The 21,968-nt window shown below is 75.6% G+C and carries 24 protein-coding genes; 17 read left to right on the top strand and 7 right to left on the bottom strand.

The window, feature by feature from the left end:
- Positions 1 to 591, top strand: coding sequence for a TetR/AcrR family transcriptional regulator (locus ACI79Z_RS12815; protein ID WP_456902842.1), 591 nt, complete (start codon positions 1 to 3; stop codon positions 589 to 591).
- Between the two features lies 1 nt (position 592).
- Here ACI79Z_RS12815 and ACI79Z_RS12810 read toward each other — a convergent pair whose 3' ends face one another.
- The 3 genes from ACI79Z_RS12810 to ACI79Z_RS12800 all read right to left on the bottom strand — a co-directional run bounded on the left by ACI79Z_RS12810 (position 593) and on the right by ACI79Z_RS12800 (position 4,090).
- Positions 593 to 1,483, bottom strand: a complete 891-nt coding sequence (locus tag ACI79Z_RS12810; RefSeq protein ID WP_387985812.1) for an aldo/keto reductase family oxidoreductase — start codon at positions 1,481 to 1,483, stop codon at positions 593 to 595.
- 35 nt (positions 1,484 to 1,518) lie between these two features.
- Complete coding sequence (locus tag ACI79Z_RS12805) at positions 1,519 to 2,727, bottom strand: MFS transporter (protein WP_387985809.1); 1,209 nt, start codon at positions 2,725 to 2,727, stop codon at positions 1,519 to 1,521.
- 181 nt (positions 2,728 to 2,908) lie between these two features.
- Entirely contained in the window at positions 2,909 to 4,090 is a 1,182-nt protein-coding gene (locus tag ACI79Z_RS12800; RefSeq protein ID WP_456902841.1) for an alcohol dehydrogenase catalytic domain-containing protein, read from the bottom strand.
- 592 nt (positions 4,091 to 4,682) lie between these two features.
- On the opposite strand from ACI79Z_RS12800, the gene ACI79Z_RS12795 reads away from it, so the two are divergent.
- The 6 genes from ACI79Z_RS12795 to ACI79Z_RS12770 all read left to right on the top strand — a co-directional run bounded on the left by ACI79Z_RS12795 (position 4,683) and on the right by ACI79Z_RS12770 (position 10,473).
- Entirely contained in the window at positions 4,683 to 5,684 is a 1,002-nt protein-coding gene (locus ACI79Z_RS12795) for a M23 family metallopeptidase (protein ID WP_456902840.1), read from the top strand.
- A gap of 141 nt (positions 5,685 to 5,825) precedes the next feature.
- On the top strand, positions 5,826 to 6,755 hold the full coding sequence (locus ACI79Z_RS12790) for a cation diffusion facilitator family transporter (RefSeq protein WP_456902839.1): 930 nt from the start codon (positions 5,826 to 5,828) through the stop codon (positions 6,753 to 6,755).
- A 68-nt stretch (positions 6,756 to 6,823) separates the two neighbouring features.
- Positions 6,824 to 7,786, top strand: a complete 963-nt coding sequence (locus ACI79Z_RS12785; RefSeq protein ID WP_387985799.1) for a cytochrome c oxidase assembly protein — start codon at positions 6,824 to 6,826, stop codon at positions 7,784 to 7,786.
- A gap of 79 nt (positions 7,787 to 7,865) precedes the next feature.
- Positions 7,866 to 8,369, top strand: a complete 504-nt coding sequence (locus ACI79Z_RS12780) for a metallophosphoesterase family protein (protein WP_387985797.1) — start codon at positions 7,866 to 7,868, stop codon at positions 8,367 to 8,369.
- Entirely contained in the window at positions 8,366 to 9,592 is a 1,227-nt protein-coding gene (locus tag ACI79Z_RS12775; RefSeq protein WP_456902838.1) for an MFS transporter, read from the top strand. Before ACI79Z_RS12780 ends, ACI79Z_RS12775 begins: the two co-directional genes overlap by 4 nt.
- Before the next feature lie 29 nt (positions 9,593 to 9,621).
- Positions 9,622 to 10,473, top strand: a complete 852-nt coding sequence (locus tag ACI79Z_RS12770) for a putative RNA methyltransferase (RefSeq protein ID WP_456902878.1) — start codon at positions 9,622 to 9,624, stop codon at positions 10,471 to 10,473.
- Between the two features lie 72 nt (positions 10,474 to 10,545).
- Here the strand turns inward: ACI79Z_RS12770 and ACI79Z_RS12765 are convergent, their stop codons facing one another.
- Positions 10,546 to 10,824 (bottom strand): GlsB/YeaQ/YmgE family stress response membrane protein, encoded by a 279-nt coding sequence (locus tag ACI79Z_RS12765; RefSeq protein ID WP_387985792.1) that lies wholly within the window; start codon positions 10,822 to 10,824, stop codon positions 10,546 to 10,548.
- 202 nt (positions 10,825 to 11,026) lie between these two features.
- Here ACI79Z_RS12765 and ctaD point away from each other — a divergent pair, with 202 nt between their 5' ends.
- Both ctaD and serB read left to right on the top strand, forming a co-directional pair.
- Entirely contained in the window at positions 11,027 to 12,784 is a 1,758-nt protein-coding gene (gene ctaD / locus ACI79Z_RS12760) for an aa3-type cytochrome oxidase subunit I (protein ID WP_387985789.1), read from the top strand.
- 128 nt (positions 12,785 to 12,912) lie between these two features.
- Positions 12,913 to 14,172: a phosphoserine phosphatase SerB gene (serB, locus tag ACI79Z_RS12755; protein WP_456902837.1), complete on the top strand. Its 1,260-nt coding sequence runs from the start codon at positions 12,913 to 12,915 to the stop codon at positions 14,170 to 14,172.
- A gap of 155 nt (positions 14,173 to 14,327) precedes the next feature.
- Here serB and ACI79Z_RS12750 read toward each other — a convergent pair whose 3' ends face one another.
- Both ACI79Z_RS12750 and ACI79Z_RS12745 read right to left on the bottom strand, forming a co-directional pair.
- Positions 14,328 to 14,894 carry an isochorismatase family protein gene (locus ACI79Z_RS12750; RefSeq protein WP_387985785.1) on the bottom strand — a complete coding sequence of 189 codons (567 nt, stop codon included), beginning with the start codon at positions 14,892 to 14,894 and terminating at the stop codon, positions 14,328 to 14,330.
- A 14-nt stretch (positions 14,895 to 14,908) separates the two neighbouring features.
- On the bottom strand, positions 14,909 to 16,192 hold the full coding sequence (locus tag ACI79Z_RS12745) for a nicotinate phosphoribosyltransferase (protein ID WP_456902836.1): 1,284 nt from the start codon (positions 16,190 to 16,192) through the stop codon (positions 14,909 to 14,911).
- 72 nt (positions 16,193 to 16,264) lie between these two features.
- Between ACI79Z_RS12745 and clpS the strand changes: the two genes are divergently transcribed.
- Positions 16,265 to 16,561 carry an ATP-dependent Clp protease adapter ClpS gene (gene clpS / locus ACI79Z_RS12740; protein ID WP_387985781.1) on the top strand — a complete coding sequence of 99 codons (297 nt, stop codon included), beginning with the start codon at positions 16,265 to 16,267 and terminating at the stop codon, positions 16,559 to 16,561.
- Positions 16,558 to 17,055 carry a DUF2017 family protein gene (locus tag ACI79Z_RS12735; RefSeq protein ID WP_456902835.1) on the top strand — a complete coding sequence of 166 codons (498 nt, stop codon included), beginning with the start codon at positions 16,558 to 16,560 and terminating at the stop codon, positions 17,053 to 17,055. Before clpS ends, ACI79Z_RS12735 begins: the two co-directional genes overlap by 4 nt.
- On the opposite strand, the gene ACI79Z_RS12730 is transcribed toward ACI79Z_RS12735, so the two are convergent.
- On the bottom strand, positions 16,994 to 17,350 hold the full coding sequence (locus tag ACI79Z_RS12730) for a hypothetical protein (protein ID WP_387985778.1): 357 nt from the start codon (positions 17,348 to 17,350) through the stop codon (positions 16,994 to 16,996). The genes ACI79Z_RS12735 and ACI79Z_RS12730 overlap by 62 nt on opposite strands.
- A gap of 107 nt (positions 17,351 to 17,457) precedes the next feature.
- Here ACI79Z_RS12730 and ACI79Z_RS12725 point away from each other — a divergent pair, with 107 nt between their 5' ends.
- From ACI79Z_RS12725 to ACI79Z_RS12700, 6 genes are all read left to right on the top strand, one after another.
- On the top strand, positions 17,458 to 17,931 hold the full coding sequence (locus ACI79Z_RS12725; protein ID WP_456902834.1) for a Mov34/MPN/PAD-1 family protein: 474 nt from the start codon (positions 17,458 to 17,460) through the stop codon (positions 17,929 to 17,931).
- A gap of 159 nt (positions 17,932 to 18,090) precedes the next feature.
- The gene (locus tag ACI79Z_RS12720) at positions 18,091 to 18,369 is read left to right on the top strand and encodes a ubiquitin-like small modifier protein 1 (RefSeq protein ID WP_387985774.1); all 279 of its coding nucleotides are present in this window, start codon (positions 18,091 to 18,093) and stop codon (positions 18,367 to 18,369) included.
- A 47-nt stretch (positions 18,370 to 18,416) separates the two neighbouring features.
- On the top strand, positions 18,417 to 19,367 hold the full coding sequence (locus ACI79Z_RS12715; RefSeq protein ID WP_387985771.1) for a PLP-dependent cysteine synthase family protein: 951 nt from the start codon (positions 18,417 to 18,419) through the stop codon (positions 19,365 to 19,367).
- Positions 19,358 to 20,020 carry an HAD-IA family hydrolase gene (locus ACI79Z_RS12710; RefSeq protein WP_456902833.1) on the top strand — a complete coding sequence of 221 codons (663 nt, stop codon included), beginning with the start codon at positions 19,358 to 19,360 and terminating at the stop codon, positions 20,018 to 20,020. Before ACI79Z_RS12715 ends, ACI79Z_RS12710 begins: the two co-directional genes overlap by 10 nt.
- 54 nt (positions 20,021 to 20,074) lie before the next feature.
- Positions 20,075 to 20,812 (top strand): MBL fold metallo-hydrolase, encoded by a 738-nt coding sequence (locus ACI79Z_RS12705; RefSeq protein ID WP_456902832.1) that lies wholly within the window; start codon positions 20,075 to 20,077, stop codon positions 20,810 to 20,812.
- Between the two features lie 109 nt (positions 20,813 to 20,921).
- Positions 20,922 to 21,875, top strand: a complete 954-nt coding sequence (locus ACI79Z_RS12700) for a DNA polymerase domain-containing protein (RefSeq protein WP_456902831.1) — start codon at positions 20,922 to 20,924, stop codon at positions 21,873 to 21,875.
- Positions 21,876 to 21,968 lie beyond the last annotated feature (93 nt).

Below are 21,968 nucleotides of genomic sequence, written 5' to 3'. Positions count from 1 at the left end.
GTGCCCCGGCTGCCGGCCGGGCAGCGGCGCGCGGCCCTGGTGGAGGCGGCCCTGCGGGTGATGGCCCGGGACGGCCTGGCCGCCGGCACCACCCGCGCGGTCGTCGCCGAGGCCGGGATGCCGCTGGCCGCCTTCCACTACGCCTTCTCCTCGCGCGACGAGCTCCTGCGCGAGCTGGTCACCCGCGTGGTCGGCCGCGAGCTGGCCGCCGCCACCGCGGGGCTGGACCCGGCCGCGGGCCTGGCCGGCTGCCTGCGCGCGGCCGCCGCCGGCTACCTCGACCACCTCGAGCGCGAGCCCGGCGCCGAGGCGCTGATGCTCGAGCTCACGCTGCACGCGGTCCGCGACCCGGCGCTGCGGCCGGTGGCCGCCGCGCAGTACCGCGCCTACACCGCGGCGGCGACCCGCCTGCTGGAGGAGGCCGCCGCCGCGACGGGCGCCACCTGGCGGCGGCCGGTGCCGGAGCTGGCCCGGCTGCTGGTCACCGTCGTCGACGGCGCGACGACGACCTGGCTGGTCGACCGCGACACCGCCGCCACGCGCGCGGTGCTCGAGGCCGCGGTCGACCAGCTCGCGGCCTGGGGCAGGTGACTCAGAGGTCGACGTCGGGCTCGCCGGTGCCGCCGATGCGGTCGAGCTCCTCCATCTCCAGCGGCCCCAGGACCCGCGCGCCCGCCTGCAGGTTCTCCTCGAGGTGCGCCACCGACGACGTCCCCGGGATCAGCAGGACGTTGGGGGAGCGGGCCAGCAGCCACGCCAGCGCCACCTGCATCGGCGTGGTCTCCAGCCGCCGCGCCACCGTCTCCAGCGCCGCGGACTGCAGGGGCGTGAACCCGCCGAGCGGGAAGTAGGGCACGTAGGCGACGCCCTCGCGGGCCAGCGCGTCGAGCAGCGGGTCGTCGTCGCGGTGCACGAGGTTGTAGTGGTTCTGCACGCACACCACCGGCGCGATCGACCGCGCCTCGGCGAACTGCTGCGTCGTCACGTGGGAGACGCCGAGGTGCCGGATGAGCCCCTGCTGCTGGAGCTCGGCCAGCGTCTCGAACGGCTCGGCCAGCGAGCGCTCCGCCGGGGCGTGGCCGGGCATGCGCAGGTTCACCACGTCGAGCACGTCGACGCCGAGGTGGTCGAGGTTGTCGTGCACGGCCTGCGTCAGCTCGTCGGGGGAGAGCGCCTCGGGCCACGCGCCGTCCGGCGTCCGGCGGGCGCCGACCTTGGTGACGATCGTGAGCTGCTCGGGATAGGGGTGCAGCGCCTCGCGGATGAGCTCGTTGGTCACGTGCGGGCCGTAGTAGTCGCTGGTGTCGACGTGGTCCACGCCCAGCTCCACCGCCCGGCGCAGGACGGCGACGGCGGCCTCCCGGTCGGCCGGCGGGCCCATCACCTGCGGGCCGGCCAGCTGCATCGCGCCGTAGCCGATGCGGTTGACCGTGCGGTCCCCGAGCGGAAACTGTCCCGACCTCTCGGCCGTCGTGGTCGTCATGCCCGCCTCCTACCCGGGGAGTCCGGGGGAACCCGTCAGGCCGCCAGCCGGCTGCCGACCTCCGCGTGCCAGCGGCCGACGTCGGCGCTCACCCGGGCGGTCTCGCGTCGGTCGGCCCGCCGGGCGACCAGCGCCAGGCCGCTGCCCAGGAGCGCGAGGGCCGCGCCCACCCACATCGGCGCGGTGTAGCCCAGGCCCAGGGAGATGACCAGCGCGCCCAGGGCCGCGCCGACCGCGTTGGCCACGTTGAACGCCGCCTGGTTGGCCGCCGACACCAGGCTGCCGCCGGACACCCGCGCGGCCACGATCACGCCGTTCTGCACGACCGGACCCATCGCGAAGGCGACCGCGCCGAACAGGACCAGCACGACGACGGCGGCCGCGGGGGTGCGGGCGAGGAAGGCGAAGGCGGCCAGCAGCAGCGCGGTGGCCAGCAGCCCGGCGACCACGAACGTCCAGCCGAACCGGTCCCCGAGGCGGCCGCCGGCCAGCGTCCCGACGGTGGTGCCGACGCCGAACAGCGCCAGCACCGGCGTCACCCAGCCCTCGGGCAGGCCGGCCAGGTCGGTGAGGATCGGGCTGACGTAGCTGTAGACGGAGAACAGCGCGGCGAAGCCCACCATCGTCAGCACGAGCACCAGCCACACCTGGGGGCGGCGGAAGGCGGCCAGCTCGGCCCGCAGGTCCCCGCGCTCCCCGGTGCCGGCGGGCAGCCAGGCCAGCAGCCCGGCGATCGTGACCAGCCCGATGACGGCGATCGCGGCGAGCACCAGCCGCCAGCTCAGCTGCTGGGCGACGAACGTGCCGAGCGGGACGCCGACGACGTTGGCCAGCGTCAGCCCGACCATCATGAGCGAGATCGCCTGCGTGGCCCGCTCCGGCGCGACCAGCCGCCGCGCGGCCACCGCACCCACGCCGAAGAACGACCCGTGCGCCAGCGCGGTCAGCACCCGTGCCGCGGCCAGGGTCTCGTAGGTGGGCGCCACCGCCGACAGCGCGTTGCCGACGACGAACACGACCATCAGCGCGACCAACGTCTGGCGCGGGGAGAACCGCACGCCGAGCGCGGTGAGCGTCGGCGCGCCGAGGACGACGCCGACGGCGTAGGCGGAGATGAGCAGGCCGACGGCGGACACCGAGACGCCGAGGCCGTCCGCGATCTCGGGCAGCATGCCCATCACGACGAACTCGGTGGTGCCGATGCCGAAGGCGCCGATGGCGAGCGCGAGCAGACCGCGGGGCACGGGAGGACTCCAGGGGACGACGGCGGGAGGGGGAGCGTGCGGACGTCGTCGTCCGTGCTGGCCCTGCGGGGCGGGTACTACAGGGAGGCGGGTACCGCAGAGAGGCGGGTACTACAGAGGGGCAAGGCACCGGCCGCGCAGGACATGCCCCGCGCGGCCGGTGGGTGTGCTCACACCCGGGTCAGGGCTGCAGCAGCACCTTGACCGCGCCGTCCTTCTTCTCGCGGAAGTCGGCGTAGGCCTGCGGCGCCTGCTCCAGCGGCACCCGGTGGGTGGCGAAGTCGTCGACGCCGAGCGGGTCGCCGTCGACCAGCAGCGGCAGGATGTCGGGCACCCAGCGCCACACGTTCGCCTGGCCCATCCGCAGCTGGATCTGCTTGTCGAACATCCGCATCAGGGGCAGCGGGTCGGTGGCGCCGCCGTAGACGCCGGACAGCGAGATGGTGCCGCCGCGGCGGACCGCGTCGATGGCGGTGTTCAGCGCGGCCAGCCGGTCGATCCCGGCGACCTGCATGACCTTCTCCATGATCGCGTCCGGGACGACCGCGGTCGCCTTCTGCGCGATCTGCGCCAGCGGGGAACCGTGCGCCTCCATGCCCACGGCGTCGATCACCGCGTCGGCGCCGCGGCCGGCGGTCGCGTCCTGGATCTGCTGGACGACGTCGTCCTTCTTCGTGGAGCGGATCACGTGCGTGCCGCGGGCGGTGGCCCGCTCGAGCCGCTCGGGCACGACGTCGGAGGCGTACACGTCCTCGATGCCCAGGTGGTGGGCGATCCGGGTGCACATGTCGCCGATCGGCCCCAGACCCAGCACCAGCAGCGTGCCGCCGGGCGGCGTCGCGGCGTACTGCACCGCCTGCCAGGCGGTGGGCAGGACGTCGGAGAGGTAGACGAACCGGTCGTCCGGCGGGCCGTCCGGGACCTTGATCGGCAGCGTGTTGCCGAACGGGACCCGCAGGTACTCGGCCTGGCCGCCGGGCACCTGCCCGTAGAGCTTGGTGTAGCCGAACAGCGAGGCGCCGAAGCCCTGGTCGCGGTTCTGGGTGGCCTCGCACTGCGACTGCAGGCCCTGCGAGCACATCCAGCAGGTCCCGCAGGAGACGTTGAACGGGACGACGACGCGGTCGCCGGGCTTCACCGCGGTCACCGCGGAGCCGACCTCGCGGACGACCCCCATCGGCTCGTGGCCCATGACGTCGCCCTTGGTCATGAACGGCGCCATCACCTCGATCAGGTGCAGGTCGGACCCGCAGATGCCGCTCGAGGTGATCTCGACGAGGACGTCGGTGTCCTCCTGCAGCGTGGGGTCGGGGACGGTGTCCACCTGTACGTCGGCACGTCCGTGCCAGGTCACTGCGCGCACGAGATCCTCTCCTCGGGTCGTCCGCAGGGAGCGCTGTCGATCACGCCTGTCCAGGGCCTTCTGCCCGGTGTGGGCCTGATCGCCCCTCGTTCAACGCTCAACCGGCGTGTTCATCACTGTCCGTCACATCAGTTCTACGCAGCGTCGAATGACAACGGTGCAGCTCCGTGGCCCGCGCCACACATCCGGCCCTCCGTACCCAGGTCCGCAGATCACGTAACGGTCACGGCGTGTTTACATGGGCCCCGCCCGCTCCCCCGGGCACGGCACGACGTCCCTGTCCCCGACGGAAGTCAGGTGCATGACCGAGCTCCACCCGGACCGCCTCCTCGACGGAGGGACGGCCGCGCAGCCCGCGGCCGGCACCCCCCTCCGGCAGGCAGTGGCAGCGTCGCCCGACCGGCGACCCGCCGACGCCGCGACGACGGCCCCGCGGCCCACCCCGTACCGACGTCAGGGGAAGACGTCGCCGGGCGGGGACCGCACCGAGTCCCGATCCGAGTCCCGCCCCGCCCGCCGTCCCGGCCCCCGGCCCACGCCGTCGCCGCGGACCTCGCCCGAGGAGACCGCCGCCGCGACGCCCGCCCCCGCGGTGGCCGGCCTCGAGGTCCGCACCGTCGTCGCCGGGACCGGGCCCGCGCAGGCTCCCGCCGCCGCCGAGCCCGCCGAGGTCCTCGCCGTCGCCGACGCCGCCGAGCTGGCCGAGGCCGCCGGCGCCCAGGCGCTGGCCGCCGTCGCGGCCGCCGGCGCCGACGACACCGGCGCCGACGGGCCCGAGGGCGCCGGCGCCGGTGGGGAGCGGGTCCCGGTCACCGTCGTCGCCGGCCACGGCCGGCACCGGGCGATGGCCCGTCTGCTGCGGCTGCCGCGCCGCCGGCCCGCCTTCTACCTCGCCGCCGCGCTGGTCGGCGCGGTCGGGGTCGGCTCCTTCTCCGTGGGCGACCGCGTCGCCCAGGCCGACGGCCCGGAGGCGGTCAGCCACTCGGTGAGCGTGGCCGAGGAGCTCGGCATCGCCGACCAGGACCTGCCCGCGGCCGCCGAGGCCGCGACCCTGCGCTCGGACGCCACCCTGCTCGGCGCGGTCACCGCCAGCCGCAACGCCCGCGAGGCCGAGGAGGCCGCCGCGGCGCAGGTCCAGGCCGACGCCGACCGCGCCGCCCAGGAGGCCGCCGCGGCCGCGGCCGCCGAGGCCGCCCGGCCCAGGACCGTGCTGCCGGTCGACGGCGCGCGGCTCACCAGCGGCTTCGGCGCGCGCTGGGGCACGCTGCACGCCGGCATCGACCTCGCCGCGCCCATCGGCACGCCGGAGTACGCGGCCGCCGACGGCGTCGTCCTCGAGGCGGGCCCCGCCAGCGGCTTCGGCCTGGCGGTGTACGTCCAGCACGAGAACGGTGACGTCACCGTCTACGGGCACATGGAGGAGATCCTCGTGCAGCCCGGCCAGGTGGTCCGCGCCGGCGACACCATCGCGCTGCTGGGCAACCGCGGCCAGTCGACCGGCCCGCACCTGCACTTCGAGGTGCACGTCGGCGGCATCGACGGCGAGCGGATCGACCCGATCCCGTGGCTGCGGGACCGCGGCGTCGCCATCTAGACGCGAGGACCCCGCCGCCCCGCCCCTCGCAGGCCCGGGGCGGGCCCCGTGCAGCGGGGCCGGCACGACACGCGCCCCCTCCCGGCAGGTCCGGGCAGGGGGCGCGTGCCGTCGGAGGACACTGGAGGGGGAGGTGGGCCGATGGGAGCCGGGCACGGGCACGCGCACGCGCACGGGCACGCCACCGTCGCGGCGGCCTCGCGCGGGCGGCTGGCCGTCGTCCTCGGGCTCACCCTCGCCGTCCTCGTCGCCGAGGTGGTCGGGGCGCTGGTCTCCGGCTCGCTGGCGCTGCTCGCCGACGCCGGGCACATGGCCACCGACGCGCTCGGCGTGGGCCTGGCCCTCGGGGCCGTGACGCTGGCCCAGCGCCCGGCCCGCGGGCGGCGCACCTTCGGCTGGCAGCGGGTGGAGATCCTCGCCGCGGTGGCCAACGGGCTGCTGCTCGCCGGCGTCGCGGTGTTCGTCCTCGTCGAGGCGGTGCGGCGGATCGGCGACCCACCCGAGATCACCTCCGGCGTCGTCCTCGCCGTGGCCGCCGGGGGCCTGGCCGCCAACCTCGCCGGGCTGGCGCTGCTGCACCGCGGCCGGCGGGGGTCGCTCGCCGTCCGCGGTGCGCACCTGGAGGTGCTCGGCGACGCGCTGGGGTCGGTGGCCGTCCTCGTCGCGGCCGGCGTCGTCGCGCTCACCGGGTGGACGCCGGCCGACACCGTCGCCGCGCTGCTCATCGGCTGCCTGGTGCTGCCGCGGGCGTGGGCGCTGCTGCGCGAGTCCCTCGACGTCCTGCTCGAGGCCGCGCCCCGCGACGTCGACCTCGACCGGGTCCGCGCGCACGTCCTCGGGGTGCCCGGCGTCATCGGCGTCCACGACCTGCACGCCTGGACGATCACCTCCGGCCTGCCGGTGCTGTCCGCGCACGTCGTCGTCACCGACGCGGCGCTGGCCGCCGGGCACGGCGGCCGGGTCCTCGACGCGCTGTGCGCCTGCCTCGGTGACCACTTCGACGTCCCGCACTGCACCTTCCAGATCGAGGCCGAGGCGCACGCCGGCCACGAGGCCCCCGTCCACGACTAGGAGGCCGCCCCTGGTGGGGGCGCCGGTGGGACAGTGGGAAGCGCACGACCGACGGACCGGAGGTACAGGTGGAGCACGGGCACCACTCGGGCATGTGGGTGCCCGACGAGCCACCCACGTGGGGACGGGTCTTCCTGCCCCACCTGGACGCGTGGTCGGTGCTGCCGGTCCTCGCCCTGCTCGGCGTGCTGGCCTACCTGGTCGGCCTGGTCCGGCTGCGCCGCTCGGGCGTGGCCTGGCCGTGGTGGCGCACGGCGTCCTGGGTGGCCGGCTGCCTGTCGCTGTTCGCCGTCACCGGGACCTGGCTGAACGGCTACGGCATGGTGCTGTTCAGCGTGCACATGGCCCAGCACATGGTGCTGTCGATGGTCGCGCCGCTGCTCCTGCTGCTCGGCCGGCCGGTGACGCTGGCGCTGCGGTCGCTGCCGCGGGGGAGGGGAGTGGCCGGCGTCCCGCGGGCGCTGCTGCTCGACGCCCTGCACAGCCGGGTCGCGCGCTTCCTCTCGCACCCGCTGTTCACGCTGCCCCTGTTCCTGGTCAGCCTCTACGGCGTCTACTTCACGCCCGTCTTTGACGCGCTGATGGGCGACCCGTTCGGGCACCAGTTCATGCTCGCCCACTTCACCGTGACCGGGCTGCTGTTCTTCGGGCCGATCCTCGCCCAGGACCCGTGGCCCCGGCAGGTGGGTCACGCCGGCCGGATGCTCGAGCTGCTGATCCCCATGCCGCTGCACGCCTTCTTCGGCGTCGCGATCATGATGTCGACGTCGCTGGTGGTGCGGACCTTCGCCGACCCGCCCGCCGGCTGGGGCGTCGACCCGCTCGCCGACCAGAACGCCGCGGGCAGCATCGCGTGGTCCTTCGGCGAGCTGCCGACGGTGCTCGTCCTCGTCGTCGTCCTGTTCAGCTGGATGGGCTCCGAGGAGCGCCGCGGCCGCCGGATCGACCGCACCGCCCGGCGCACCGACGACGCCGAGCTCGAGGCCTACAACGCCCGGCTCAGGCAGCTCGCCGCCCGCTCCGGGTCCTGAACGCGGCACCGTCCGCGGCCCCGGCGCGGAACGGGTCGGCCCCCGGGGCGGCGACCCGGCGCCCTGCCACCATGGGGCCGTGTCCGTCTCGCTGGTGGTGACCGCCGACACGCACCTCCCGAAGCGGGCCCGTGACCTGCCCCGCTCCCTCTGGGCCGCGATCGAGGCCGCGGACCTCGTCGTGCACGCCGGCGACTGGGTCGACGTCGCCCTGCTCGACGCCCTCGAGTCCCGCGCCCGGGCCCTGCTCGCGGTGTACGGCAACAACGACCACGGGGCCCTGCGCGAGCGGCTGCCGGAGGTGGCGCGCGCCGAGGTGGGCGGGCTGCGGGTCGCCGTCGTCCACGAGACCGGCGACGCCAAGGGCCGCGAGCGCCGCTGCGCCGCGCGCTTCCCCGACACCGACGTCCTGTTCTTCGGGCACAGCCACATCCCGTGGGACACCACCGCGGACACGGGACTGCGGCTGGTCAACCCCGGCTCGCCCACCGACCGGCGCCGGCAGCCGCACGGCACCTTCGTCACCGCGGTCGCCGACGGCGGGGCGCTCACCGAGGTGGTCTTCCACCCGGTCGCCCGGTGACGGCCTCCCCACCGGCGTCCCCTCCCGCCGCCCGCTGGCGTCACCTGGCCGTCGGCCTGACCGGGCTGGTCGCCGCCTGCGCGGCGCAGAACGGGATGCCCTTCCTCACGCTGGCGCTGCGGGAGGAGGGGCTCTCGCTGCCGCAGGCCGGCCTGCTGGTCGCCGCGCCCACCGCCGGCCTGGTGTGCGCGCTGCTGCTCTGGGGCGTGCTGGCCGACCGGTACGGCGAGCGGCTGGTGCTCTCCGCCGGGCTCGCGGTCGCCGCCGTCGCGCTGACCGGCGCCGCGCTGGCCGACGCCGCCGTGCCTACCGGCCTGTGGCTGCTGCTGGCCGGGGCGGGCAGCGCGTCGGTGCACGCGGCCAGCGGCCGGCTGGTGCTGGGCTGGTTCCCCCCGGAGCAGCGCGGGCTGGCGATGGGCGTCCGGCAGGCCGGGCAGCCGCTGGGCGTGGGCCTCGCCGCGCTGACGCTGCCGCGGCTGGCCGCCGACGGCCCCGGCGGCGCCTTCGCCTTCCTCGCCGCCGGCTGCGCGGTCACCGCCGTCCTCGTCGGCCTGCTCGTCCGCGACCCGGCCCGGCCGCCGCGCACCGCCGGCGCCCCGCGGCCGGCCTCGCCCTACCGCGGCCCGGTCCTGTGGCGGGTGCACGCGGCCAGCACCCTGCTCGTCGTGCCGCAGTTCGCCGTCGCCGGGCTGGCCTTCGACTGGCTGGTGCGCGGCGCCGGCTGGAGCGCGGCCGGCGCCGGGACGCTGCTGGCGGTCGCGCAGGCCGGCGGGGTCGCCGCACGCCTCGGCGCGGGCAGCTGGTCGGACCGGGTGGGCAGCCGGCTCGGGCCGCTGCGGCAGGTCGCGGGCGCGGTGGCCGTCGTCGTCGGGGTGCTCGCCGTCGTCGCGGCCCTGACGCCGGGCCTCCTCGGCCCGGGGGTCGCCGCGGCGGCGGTGGCGCTGGCGGCGGTCGCCACGGTGAGCCCGAACGGGGTGGCGTTCACCTCGGTGGCCGAGCAGGCCGGCAGCGCCTGGGCCGGGCGCGCGCTGGGCGCGCACAACACCGCGCAGAACCTGGCGGCCGCGCTGACCGTCCCGCTGGCGGCGCTGCTCGCCGACGGCGGACCCGGCTACCCGGCGGCGTTCGCGCTCGGTGCGGTCGCCGCCGCGGCCGCGGTCGCCGTCGTGCCCGCCCGGACGGCCGAGCCGGCGCCCCCGCCGGTCGCGGTCGGTGTGCCGTGAGCCGGTGGCGCCCCTGGCCGCCGCGGGCGGTGGCCGTGCTGGCCTGTCCCGTCTGCGGCGCGGAGCTGGCCGCGCTCCCCGGCGACGCCGGCCTGCGCTGCCCGGCCGGCCACTCCTTCGACCGGGCCCGGCAGGGCCACGTGACGCTGCTGCCACCGGGCCACGCGCCGCCGACCGGGGACACCGCCGCGATGGTCGCCGACCGGGCGGAGGTGCTCTCCGCCGGGACCTACGCCGGGCTCACCCGGGTCCTGGCCGGCGCGCTCGCCGCGGGGGAGGGGCCGGTGGACGCCGTCCTCGACCTCGGCGGGGGGACCGGGCACCACCTGGCGGGCGTGCTGGACGCGCTGCCCGGCGCGGTCGGCGTGGTGCTCGACGCCTCGCGGTACGCGGCCCGCCGCGCGGCCGGCGCCTCGCCGCGGGCGCTCGCCGTCGTCGCCGACACCTGGGCCCGGCTGCCGGTCCGCGACGCCGCCGTCGACCGGGTGATGGTGGTCTTCGCGCCGCGCAACGGGCCGGAGACCGCGCGGGTGCTGCGCCCGGGCGGCCGGCTGGTGGTCGCCACGCCGGCGCCGGAGCACCTGGCCGAGCTGGTCGGCCCGCTGGGGCTGCTGCGGGTGGACCCGGAGAAGGAGGCCCGGCTGTCCGCGGCCCTGGAGCCGCACCTCGTGCCGGCCGGCCGCGTGCGGCACCGGGAGGAGCTGGAGCTCGACCACCGCACCGTGACCACCGTCGTGGGGATGGGGCCGCACGCCCGGCACCTGGCGCCGCAGCGGCTGGCCGCCGCGGTCGCCGCCCTGCCGCCGCGGGTGCGGGTCACCCTCGCCGTCGACGTCACGACCTGGGCGCTGCCCGCGGACGCAGGAGGGGCCCGGCCGTGACGGCCGGGCCCCTCCTGGGCGACCGGGCGCAGGGCTCTCGTGGCCCCCGGGGCGCCGGGAGCCCTGCGTCGGTCAGATGCGGGTGCGGCTGCGTCCGCGGGTGGCGAAGACGTAGACCAGCAGCACGATGATCGCGCCGATGATCGAGCCGATGATGCCGGCGGCGCCGATCTCGAAGCCGTTGCCGCTGATCAGGCTCCCGAGCAGGTTGCCGACGAAGGAACCGATGATGCCGAGGACGATCGTCATCCCGACGCTCATGGACTGCTTGCCGGGGACGACGGCCCGCGCGATGAAGCCGGCGATGGCGCCGACCACGATCAGCACGATGATGTTCCAGAGAAGCTCCACGGGGGACCTCCTGAGGGGATGGCCGGGTGGCCGAGGCGCTGGGATCTCCAGGCTCGGACGGTGCTGTTCCCCTGGTGAGCAGGGCGGAAACGCGTCTTGATCATGACGTGACCTGGTCGTCACCCGAGAGGGGGGCGCCGTCACCGGCGCGCCCGCCCGGACGGGCCCGACGGGCCCGTCGCCCTCGGTCTAAGCTGCGCTCGTGACGATCGCGCCTGCACCGATCGTGAGCCGGCCCAGCCCGGCTCGCGAGGTCCAGCGGGGTGCGCGGCTCTCGAACCTGCTGCGGACCACGGACCACAAGACCATCGGCCTGATGTACATGGCCACCTCGTTCGCCTGGTTCATCGTGGGTGGCTTCATGGCCATGCTGATCCGCGGTGAGCTGGGCCAGCCCGGGCTGCAATTCCTGTCGCCCGAGCAGTACAACCAGCTCGTCACGATGCACGGCACGATCATGCTGCTGATGTTCGCGACGCCGCTGTTCTTCGCGTTCTCGAACCTCATCATGCCGCTGCAGATCGGCTCGCCGGACGTCGCCTTCCCGCGACTGAACGCCTTCTCGTTCTGGCTGTTCTTCTTCGGCAGCCTCATCGCGGTCTCGGGCTTCTTCACGCCCAGCGGCGCGGCCGACTTCGGCTGGTACGCCTACGCCCCGCTGTCCGACGCCGTGCACTCCCCGGGCCCCGGCGCCAACCTGTGGTTCTCGGGCCTGGCGGTCAGCGGTCTCGGCACGATCCTCGGCGCGGTCAACTTCACCGCCACGATCGCCTGCCTGCGGGCGCCGGGCATGACGATGTTCCGGATGCCGATCTTCACCTGGAACACGCTGGTCACCAGCCTGCTGGTGCTGCTGGCCTTCCCGATCCTCACCGCGGCGATCTTCGGCATGCTGGCCGACCGCAACCTCGGCGCGCTCGTCTACTCGGACGAGAACGGCGGCCCGATGCTGTGGCAGCACCTGTTCTGGTTCTTCGGCCACCCCGAGGTCTACATCATCGCGCTGCCGTTCTTCGGCATCATCACCGAGATCATCCCGGTGTTCGCCCGCAAGCCGCTGTTCGGCTACAAGGGCATGGTCGGCGCGACGCTGCTCATCGGTGGCCTGTCGCTCACGGTGTGGGCGCACCACATGTACGCGACCGGCGCGGTCCTGCTGCCGTTCTTCGCGTTCCTGACCTACCTCATCGCCGTGCCGACCGGCATCAAGTTCTTCAACTGGATCGGCACCATGTGGCGCGGCCAGCTGACGTTCGAGACGCCGATGCTGTTCTCCATCGGCTTCCTGGTGACCTTCCTCCTGGGTGGCCTGACCGGCGTGCTGCTGGCCAGCCCGCCGCTGGACTGGCACGTCAACGACAGCTACTTCGTCGTCGCCCACTTCCACTACGTCGTCTTCGGCACCGTGGTGTTCGCCGCCTACGCCGGCATCTACTTCTGGTTCCCGAAGATGTCGGGCCGGATGATGGACGAGCGGCTGGGCAAGCTGCACTTCTGGCTGGTGTTCATCGGCTTCCACGCGACGTTCCTGGTCCAGCACTGGCTGGGCACCGAGGGCATGCCGCGCCGGTACGTCGACTACCTGCCCACCGACGGGTTCACCACCCTGCACGTGATCTCCACGATCGGGTCGTTCGTCCTGGGCGCCTCGACCATCCCGTGGCTGTACAACGTGGTGAAGTCGTGGAAGTACGGCCGCCTCGCGCTGCGCGACGACCCGTGGGGCCACGGCAACTCGCTCGAGTGGGCCACCTCCTCGCCGCCGCCGCGGCACAACTTCACCGAGATCCCGCGGATCCGGTCGGAGCGTCCGGCGTTCGAGGCGCACTACCCGCATCTGGTCGAGCGGCTGCACGCCGAGGCGCACGTCGGCAAGCGGCACCAGCCCTACGCCGGTGTCAGCGAGCTGGCCGAGGGCACCGGCCCGCGTCAGGGTCCCAACGACCCCGACCCGTTCTGATCCCCGGGGCCCGGCCCCACGCGATCGCACGTCACGACGACGCCCCGTCGGCTCCGGCCGGCGGGGCGTCGCCTCGTCCGCGGGACCACCGCCCGGAGCCGCCGGGGGAGTGCGGCACCATGGCCGCCGTGCCGCTCGACCCCGCACCCCGCACGCGTCCGCAGGCCGCCCCCGACGGGCCCCGCGCGGTCCTGACGGTCACCGGCGCCGACCGGCCCGGCGTGACCGCCCGGCTGTTCGGGGCCCTCGCCTCCGGCGACGAGGGGCTCCCGCCGGTCGAGGTCGTCGACGTCGAGCAGGTCGTCGTGCACGGCCAGCTGGTCCTCGGGGTGGTCATCGGCGCCCGGCCGGCCGACGGCGCGGTGGACGAGGCCGGCTTCCTCGCCTGCCTGGGCCGGCTGGCCACCGAGGTCGCCCGCGCCACCGGGGTCCGGGTCGAGGTGGAGACCGCCTCCGGTCGCGGTGCCGGCACCACACCCACCGGGCGCCCCCACCACGTGATCCTGCTCGGCCGGCCCGTACCGCCGTCCGCGGTCGCCGGCGCGGCCACCGCCATCGCGGGCGTCGGCGGCAACATCGACGCGATCCGGCGGCTGTCGGACCACCCGGTCACGTCCCTGGAGCTCACCGTCTCCGGGGCCGGGGCCACCGAGCTGCGCACCGCGCTGGCCGCCGTCGCCGCCGCCACCGGCGCCGACATCGCCGTCGAGCAGGTCGGGCTCGCCCGGCGCAGCAAGCGGCTGATCGTCCTCGACGTCGACTCCACGCTGGTGCGCGGCGAGGTCATCGACGAGCTGGCCGCCCGCGCCGGGCGGGCGGCCGAGGTCGCCCGGATCACCGCGGCGGCCATGAACGGGGAGCTGGACTTCGCCGAGTCGCTGCGGGCCCGGGTGGCCACGCTGGCGGGCCTGCCGGTCGAGGTCCTCGACGAGGTGCGCGAGCACCTGGAGCTCACCCCCGGCGCCCGCACGCTCATCCGCACGCTGCAGCGGCTCGGGTTCCGCTGCGGCATCGTCAGCGGCGGCTTCAGCCAGATCACCGACCCGCTGGCCGCCGCGCTCGGCCTCGACTTCGCCGCGGCCAACACCCTCGAGGTCGCCGACGGGAGGCTCACCGGCGGCCTGGTGGGCGAGATCGTCGACCGGGCGGGCAAGGCCCGCGCGCTGGCCCGCTTCGCCGCCGAGCACGGCATCCCGCTGGAGCAGACGGTCGCGGTCGGCGACGGCGCCAACGACCTCGACATGCTCAACGCCGCCGGGCTCGGCATCGCGTTCAACGCCAAGCCCGTGGTGCGCGAGCAGGCGCACACCGCGCTCAACCAGCCCTACCTCGACGCCGTCCTGCAGGTCCTCGGCTTCACGAGGGACGAGGTGATGGACGCGCTGTGACACCGTGTGACTGTGACACCGTGTGATCTGCCGTCCTGCCGGACGGCACCGCGGCCACGAGCCGTACCCCTGCTGCGCTGAGCCCTGCCACGACGTCCCGACCGGAAGCCTCCGGCCCCGCGGTCGGTCCGCCGTCCTGCGCGGGGCGGCTCGCTTCAGGGGCGGGTGACCGTGCCCTCCAGCTCCACGCCGGCGGTGCGCAGCTGGTCCAGCGCCGCCTCGGTCGACGCCTCGGACACCCCCGCGGTGAGGTCGAGCAGCACGCGGGTCGCGAAGCCCGCCGCGACGGCGTCGAGGGCGGTGGCCCGCACGCAGTGGTCGGTCGCGATGCCGACGACGTCGACGGCGTCCACGCCCCGCTCGCGCAGCCAGTCCGCCAGCGGCACGCCGTCGGCCCGCCCCTCGAAGCCGGAGTAGGCCGCCGCGTAGTGGCCCTTGTCGAAGACGGCGTCGAGCGGCCCGCGGTCCAGCGACGGGTGCAGCTCGAGCCCGCTCGTGCCGGCGACGCAGTGCGCCGGCCAGGTCTCCAGGTAGTCGGGCTCCTCGTGGAAGTGGTCGCCCGGGTCGACGTGGTGGTCGCGCGTGGCGACCACGTACGCGTAGTCGGCGGACCGCACGTGCTCGGTGATCGCCGCCGCCACCGCCGCACCCCCGGCCACCGCCAGGCTGCCGCCCTCGCAGAAGTCGTTCTGCACGTCCACCACCAGCAGTGCGCGCGTCACCGCGGGACCTCCGTTCACGCCGTCACCGTCTCCAGTGCGGGTTCCCCGCGGGAGAGCGCCCATGCCTCCTGCGGCAGGGCCTCGCGCGCCCGGCGGTGGTGCGCGGCCGCCGCCTCGAGCGCGTCGGCCGGCGACGACGGCGTCACCACCTCGCCGCCGCGGACCAGCTCCACCAGCAGCCGCCGGTCGCCGTCGCGCGGCTCGACCCGCCCGCTGCTGACCACCTCGGCGGTCGCCGTCCCGTCGGCGTCGTGCCGGCGGACGGCGGTCTTGCGGCCCCCGGTGGAGTTCTTGCCCTCGGAGCGCTTGGCCACCGGGACGCCGTCGCGCTCGACCAGCTTGTAGACCATCCCGGCGGTCGGCGCGCCCGACCCGGTGACCAGCGAGGTGCCGACGCCGTAGCCGTCGACCGGCGCGGCCATGAGCCCGGCGATCGCGTACTCGTCGAGGTCGCTGGTGACGATGATCCGGGTCTTCGTGGCGCCCAGGTCGTCGAGCTGGCGGCGGGCGGCGGTGGCCAGCGTCGGCAGGTCGCCGGAGTCCAGCCGGATGGCGCCGAGCTCCGGCCCGGCCACCTCGACCGCCGTCCTGATGCCCTGGACGACGTCGTAGGTGTCCACCAGCAGCGTGGTGCCGACGCCGAGCGTGTCGACCTGCGCGCGGAAGGCGGCGGCCTCGTCGTCGTGCAGGAGGGTGAACGCGTGCGCGCTGGTCCCCGTCGTCGGCACCCCGTACCGGCGGCCGGCCTCCAGGTTGGAGCTGGCGGTGAAGCCGACCAGGTACGCCGCCCGCGCCGCGGCGACCGCGGCCTGCTCGTGGGTGCGCCGCGAGCCCATCTCGATGCACGGCCGCTCGCAGGCCGCCCCGACCATGCGGGCCGCGGCCGAGGCGATTGCGCTGTCGTGGTTGAGCACCGAGAGGACCAGGGTCTCCAGCAGCACGCCCTCGGCGAAGGGCGCGCGCACGGTGAGCACCGGGGAGCCGGGGAAGAACAGCTCGCCCTCGGCGTAGCCGTCGACGTCGCCGGAGAAGCGGAAGTCGGCCAGCCAGTCCAGCAGCCGCGCGTCGGTCAGGCCCTGCTCGCGGAGGGTGGCCAGCTCCTCGTCGCCGAAGCGGAAGGCGGGCAGCAGCTCCAGGAGCCGGCCGGTGCCGGCGACCACGCCGTAGCGGCGGCCGTGCGGGAGGCGCCGGGCGAAGACCTCGAAGACGCAGTCGCGGTCGGCGGTGCCGTCGGCCAGGGCGGCGGCGACCATCGTCAGCTCGTACCGGTCGGTGAGCAGGGCGGTACCCGTCGGCATGATCCCGACCCTAGGTCGACCGCCGCGACCGCACCCGGGGGACCGGGGGAGCGACCGTCCTAGAGTGGTCGGGTGGCCGGACCACTCGCGCCGACACGGACGCCCGAACCCACGGTCGAGGAGACCGCCGACCTCGACCGGCCCTGGGTCACCATCGTCTGGAACGACCCGGTGAACCTCATGACCTACGTGACCCACGTGCTGCGGGAGCTGTTCGGCTACGACGAGCCGACGGCGACCACGCTCATGCTGCAGGTGCACAACGACGGCAAGGCGGTGGTCAGCTCCGGCCCGCGCGAGCGGATGGAGCACGACACCAGCCGGCTGCACGCCTACGGCCTGTGGGCCACCTACCAGCAGGACGCATGAGGCCGTTCCGCCGCAAGGGGGCCGACGTCGTCGCGCGGCTCGAGCCGGCCGAGGCCGGCGTCCTCGGGCTGCTGCTCGACCAGCTCGAGCAGCTGCTGGGCGCCGACCCCGAGGACGTCGACGGCGACCCGGTGGTCGCGCGGCTGCTGCCGGCCGGGCACCGCACCGACCCGGAGCTCGCCGCCGACTACCGCGAGCTGACCGAGTCGGCGCTGCGCGCGGGCAAGACCGACGACCTGGCCGCCGTCCGGGCCACCCTCCCCGCCGACGGCGGTGAGGTGCGGCTGGACCGGGACCAGGCCGGCGCGTGGCTGCGCACCACGAACGACCTGCGGCTGGCCCTGGGTGAGCGGATCGGGGTCACCGAGGAGACCGAGCCGCCCGAGGACCCGGCCGGCGAGGAGGGCCAGCAGCTGGCCGTCTACTACTGGCTCACCGGGCTGCAGGGGTCGCTCGTCGACGCGGTCGCCGCCGGGCGCGACGCCCGAAGGTGAGCAGCACCAGCGCCGCCAGCAGCAGGTCCAGCACGAAGAAGACCAGCACCAGGCTGGGCAGCTCCAGCTCGCGGACGGCCGCCCCGACGGTGGAGACGAGCGTGACCACCGACAGGGCCAGCACCAGCAGGAGCACCAGCACCCGCAGCGCGACGAGCAGCGCCAGCGACAGGCGGTCGGCGGCGACGTCGCTGCTGTAGTGCCCGCTGCGCAGGGTCAGCCCCCGGATGCCGAGCCACAGCGACGGCAGCGCGACGACGACCACGCCGGCCGCCATGATCAGGTCGAGCACCACGGGTCCGCACCGTATCCGGTCGGTGACGAGCGGGTGACCTGCCCCGGTCGGGCGAGCGTCGCCCGGTGCCCGCGGTGCCGCTCCCGGGCGCCGCCTAGACTGGCGGTGTGCTGCGCATCGACCGCGCGACCTACGACGCCATCGTGGCCCACGCCCGGGAGGACCACCCGGACGAGGCCTGTGGCGTCGTCGCCGGGCCCGAGGGCAGCGACCGTCCCGAGCGGTTCATCCCGATGCTCAACGCCGCCCGGTCGCCGACGTTCTACGAGTTCGACTCGGCCGACCTGCTGCGCCTGTACCGGGAGATGGACGACCGGGACGAGGAGCCGGTGGTGATCTACCACTCCCACACCGCCACCGAGGCGTACCCCTCGCGCACCGACGTTAGCTACGCGTCCGAGCCCAACGCGCACTACGTGCTCGTCTCCACCCGCCACCACGGCCGGGAGACCGGCCTGGCCGGGGACGACGTCGAGTTCCGCAGCTTCCGGATCGTCGACGGCGAGGTGAGCGAGGAGGACGTCGAGGTCGTCGAGTCCTACCTGTTCGGCCACTCGCCGACCACCGTCGTCTACGACTGACCGAGGACCCCGTCCTCCCCACCCCTCGCGAGCCCGGGGCGGGGCCCTGGACGGGCCGGCCGCGGAATGACCCGCGGCGAGCGGGCGTTGCCCGCACCGACACGCGCTCACGCCGAGCGCTCCCGCACGTCCCCACCCTCCCGAGGAGAACCGCACGCCATGGCCATCGAGGTCCGGATCCCGACCATCCTGCGCACCCACACCGGCGGCAACAAGACCGTCGAGGGCAGCGGGGACACCCTCGGCGCGCTCGTCGACGACCTCGACGCCAAGCACCCCGGCCTCAAGGGCCGCCTGGTGACCGAGGAGGGCAAGCTGCACCGCTTCGTCAACGTCTACGTCAACGACGAGGACGTGCGCTTCACCGGCGCCCTCGACACCGCGGTCAAGGACGGCGACTCGGTCACCATCCTCCCGGCGGTCGCCGGCGGCTGCTGAGGCCTCCCGCCCCGCCGTCCCGTCCCCTCACCCGGAAGAGCTCCCGCATGGCCCGCTTCAACTCCCTCGTCGACTCCCTCGGCGGCACCCCGCTGGTGGGGCTGCCGAACCTGTCGCCGACGCCGGACGTGCGGCTGTGGGCCAAGCTCGAGGACCACAACCCGACCGGGTCGATCAAGGACCGTGCCGCGATCTCGATGATCGAGGCGGCGGAGAAGGACGGGACGCTGCAGCCGGGCGCCACCATCCTCGAGCCGACCAGCGGCAACACCGGCATCTCGCTGGCGATGGTGGCCCGGCAGCGCGGTTACCGGCTGATCTGCGTCATGCCGGAGAACACCTCCGTCGAGCGGCGCCAGCTGCTGGAGATGTACGGCGCGCAGATCGTCAGCTCGCCGGCGGCCGGCGGGTCCAACCAGGCGGTCGCGATGGCCAAGGAGATGGCCGCCGAGCACGACGACTGGGTGATGCTCTACCAGTACGGTAACCCGGCCAACGCCGAGGCGCACTACACCGGCACCGCCCCGGAGATCCTCGCGGACCTGCCGTCGATCACCCACTTCGTCGCGGGCCTGGGCACCACCGGCACGCTCATGGGCTGCTCGCGCTACTTCCGCGAGCACAAGCCCGGCGTCCAGGTGATCGCCGCCGAGCCGCGCTACGGCGAGCTGGTCTACGGCCTGCGCAACATCGACGAGGGGTTCATCCCCGAGCTCTACGACCCGTCGCTGCTGGACTCGCGGTTCTCCGTGGGCCCCGAGGACGCCGTCCACCGCACCCGGCAGCTGGTCGAGCGCGAGGGCATCTTCGCCGGCATCTCGACCGGGGCGATCCTGCACGCGGCACTCGGCGTCGCCGACCGCGAGGTCGCCGCCGGCCGCCGCGCCGACATCGTGTTCATCGTCTGCGACGGCGGCTGGAAGTACCTGTCCACCGGCGCCTACGCCGGCACCCTCGAGGAGGCCACCTCGGCCCTCGAGGGCCAGCTGTGGGCCTGAGCCCGGAGCTGCCCGCCCGGGCCCTGCTGTTCGACAACGACGGCGTCCTGGTCGACTCCGACGCCGCCGTCACCTCCTCCTGGTCGCGCTGGGCCAGCGAGCACGGCCTGGTGCCCGCCGACGTGCTCGCCGTCGTACACGGCCGGCGGTCGGCCGACACCGTCGCCGACCTGGTGCCCGGGCCCGGGCGGGCCGCCGCGACGGCGCTCATCGACCGGTACGAGCTCGAGGACGCCGCCACCGTGGCCGCCGTCCCCGGCGCCGCCGACCTCCTGGCCGGCCTGCCCGCGGACGTGTGGGGCGTGGTCACCTCCGGCACCGCCGACCTCGCCACCGCCCGGCTGACCGCCGCGGGGCTGCCGCTGCCCCGCACCCTGGTCACCGCCCGCGACGTGCGCACCGGCAAGCCCGACCCCGAGGGCTACCGCCTCGGCGCCCGCCTGCTCGGCGTGCCCCCGGAGGACACCGTGGTGTTCGAGGACAGCCCCGCCGGCATCGCCGCCGGCCGGGCGGCCGGCGCGCGGGTCGTCGGCGTGGGGGAGCGGGCCCTCGGCACCGGGGCCGACGTCGTCGTCCGCGACCTGCGCGGCCTGTCCTGGGCCGGTGGCGTCCTGTCCGTCCCGGCCGCCGCCCTGCTCCCGACCGGCGGCTAGCCTGGCGCCCGCGATGGACAGCGGATGGACGTGCGACCGGCCGGGGGTCGCGGCATGAGGCTCACGGTCGTGGGCTGCTCGGGCAGCGGGCCCGGCCCCGCGTCGGCGGCCTCCTGCTACCTCGTCGAGCACGACGGCTTCCGGGTGCTGCTCGACCTGGGCAGCGGCGCGTTCGGGGCGCTGCAGGCGCTGGCCGACCCCGACTCGATCGACGCCGTCTACCTCTCCCACCTGCACGCCGACCACTGCCTCGACGTCGTCCCGTTCGTGGTCTGGCACCGCTACTCCGGCCGCTCGTCGCGGCGCCGGGTCCCGCTGATCGCCCCGGCCGGGGCCGAGCGGCGGCTGGGCCTGGTCTACGACGAGGGCGGCGCGCCGCTGACCGACGTCTTCGACTTCGCGGCCACCCCGGTGTCGGCGGTCCTCGGCCCGTTCACCGTGCAGACCGCGCGGACCGCGCACCCGGTCGAGTGCCACGCCGTCCGGCTGACCGCCCACGGCAGCTCGCTGGTCTACACCGGTGACACCGGGCCGTCGCGGGCCGTCGTCGACCTGGCGCACGGTGCCGACGTGCTGCTGGCCGAGGCCGCCCACCCCGACCGGGACGGGCTGCCGCCGGACCTGCACCTCACCGGCCGGCAGGCGGGGGAGGCCGCGGCCGCGGCCGGGGTGCGGCGCCTGCTGGTCACCCACGTGCCCGCGTGGGTGGACCCCGTCGCGCAGCTGGCCGCGGCGCGGACGGCGTTCCCCGGCGCGGAGCTGGTCGCCCCGGGCGCCACCTACGACGTGTGAGCGGACCCCTCGCGCCCCGCGTGCTCGGCGCGGGCCCGCGGAGGGTGGCCGGCGGGGACCAGCGGTGGACTCACTTGCCGCGCCCGTGCCGGGCGGGCACGGTGGGCCGGTGGTCGACGACGAACGGGACGGCGTCCGGCTGACCAGCCTCGACGCGCCGCTGGGGGACGGGCTGGGCGTCACCAAGGGCGACCTGGTCGACCACCTCGACGCGTTCGCGGACCGGCTGGTGCCGCAGCTGGCGGGCCGGCCGCTGTCGGTGAAGCGCGTGCGGCCGGGCCAGGAGCCGTTCATGCAGCGCAACGTGGCCAAGGGCGCGCCGGACTGGGTGCGCACCGTGCCGGTGTGGTCGTCCGGCGCCCACCGCCAGGTGCACCAGGTGCTGTGCGACGACCGCCGGACGCTCCTGTGGCTGGCCAACCAGCGCGCCGTGGAGTTCCACGTCCCGTTCTTCCGCGCGGGCGCCGAGACCGAGCCGACCGGCGTCGTGCTCGACCTCGACCCGCCGGAGGGCGCCGACTTCGCGGTGGTCGTGCGGGCCGCGGAGCTGGTGCGGCGGGCGCTGGCCGACGCCGGGCTGGCCGGGGCGGTGAAGACCAGCGGGTCCAAGGGCGTGCACGTCGTCGTCCCGGTGCGCGGGGCCGGGCCCGAGGACGCCGCCGCCGCGACCCGCGCGCTCGCCGCCCGCGCCGCGGCCCTCGACCCGGACCTGGCCACGACCGCCTACATCAAGGAGGACCGGCACGGCCGGGTCTTCCTCGACTCCACCCGCTCGGGGTCCTCGACGATCGTGGCCGCCTACAGCCCGCGCATCCGGCCGGGCCTGCCCGTGTCGGCGCCGGTGGCGTGGGAGGACCTGCCCTCGGCCCGGCCGGGCGACGTCACCGTGACGACCGCGCCGGACCGGCTGGGGGACGGCGACCCCTGGGCGCGGCTGCTGCCCCCGCCGCAGGCGCTCCCGGCCGACCTCGTCGCCGAGGGCCACACCATCCCGGTCGCGCGGGTGGCCGCGATGCACGAGGGCAAGCGGCGGGCGCGGGCCAAGCGGTCCGCGGAGGGCTGAGCGGGCGACCCGGGGGCCGACGCTCCGGCCGCCGTCGTCCCCAGGGGGGACCCGCGTCCACCACCGGGTGTGCGCGGGCGCGTCCTGTCGGTG

The sequence above is a fragment of the Geodermatophilus sp. SYSU D00663 genome (assembly GCF_054050655.1).
This window is presented reverse-complemented; position numbering and strand designations above follow the sequence as displayed.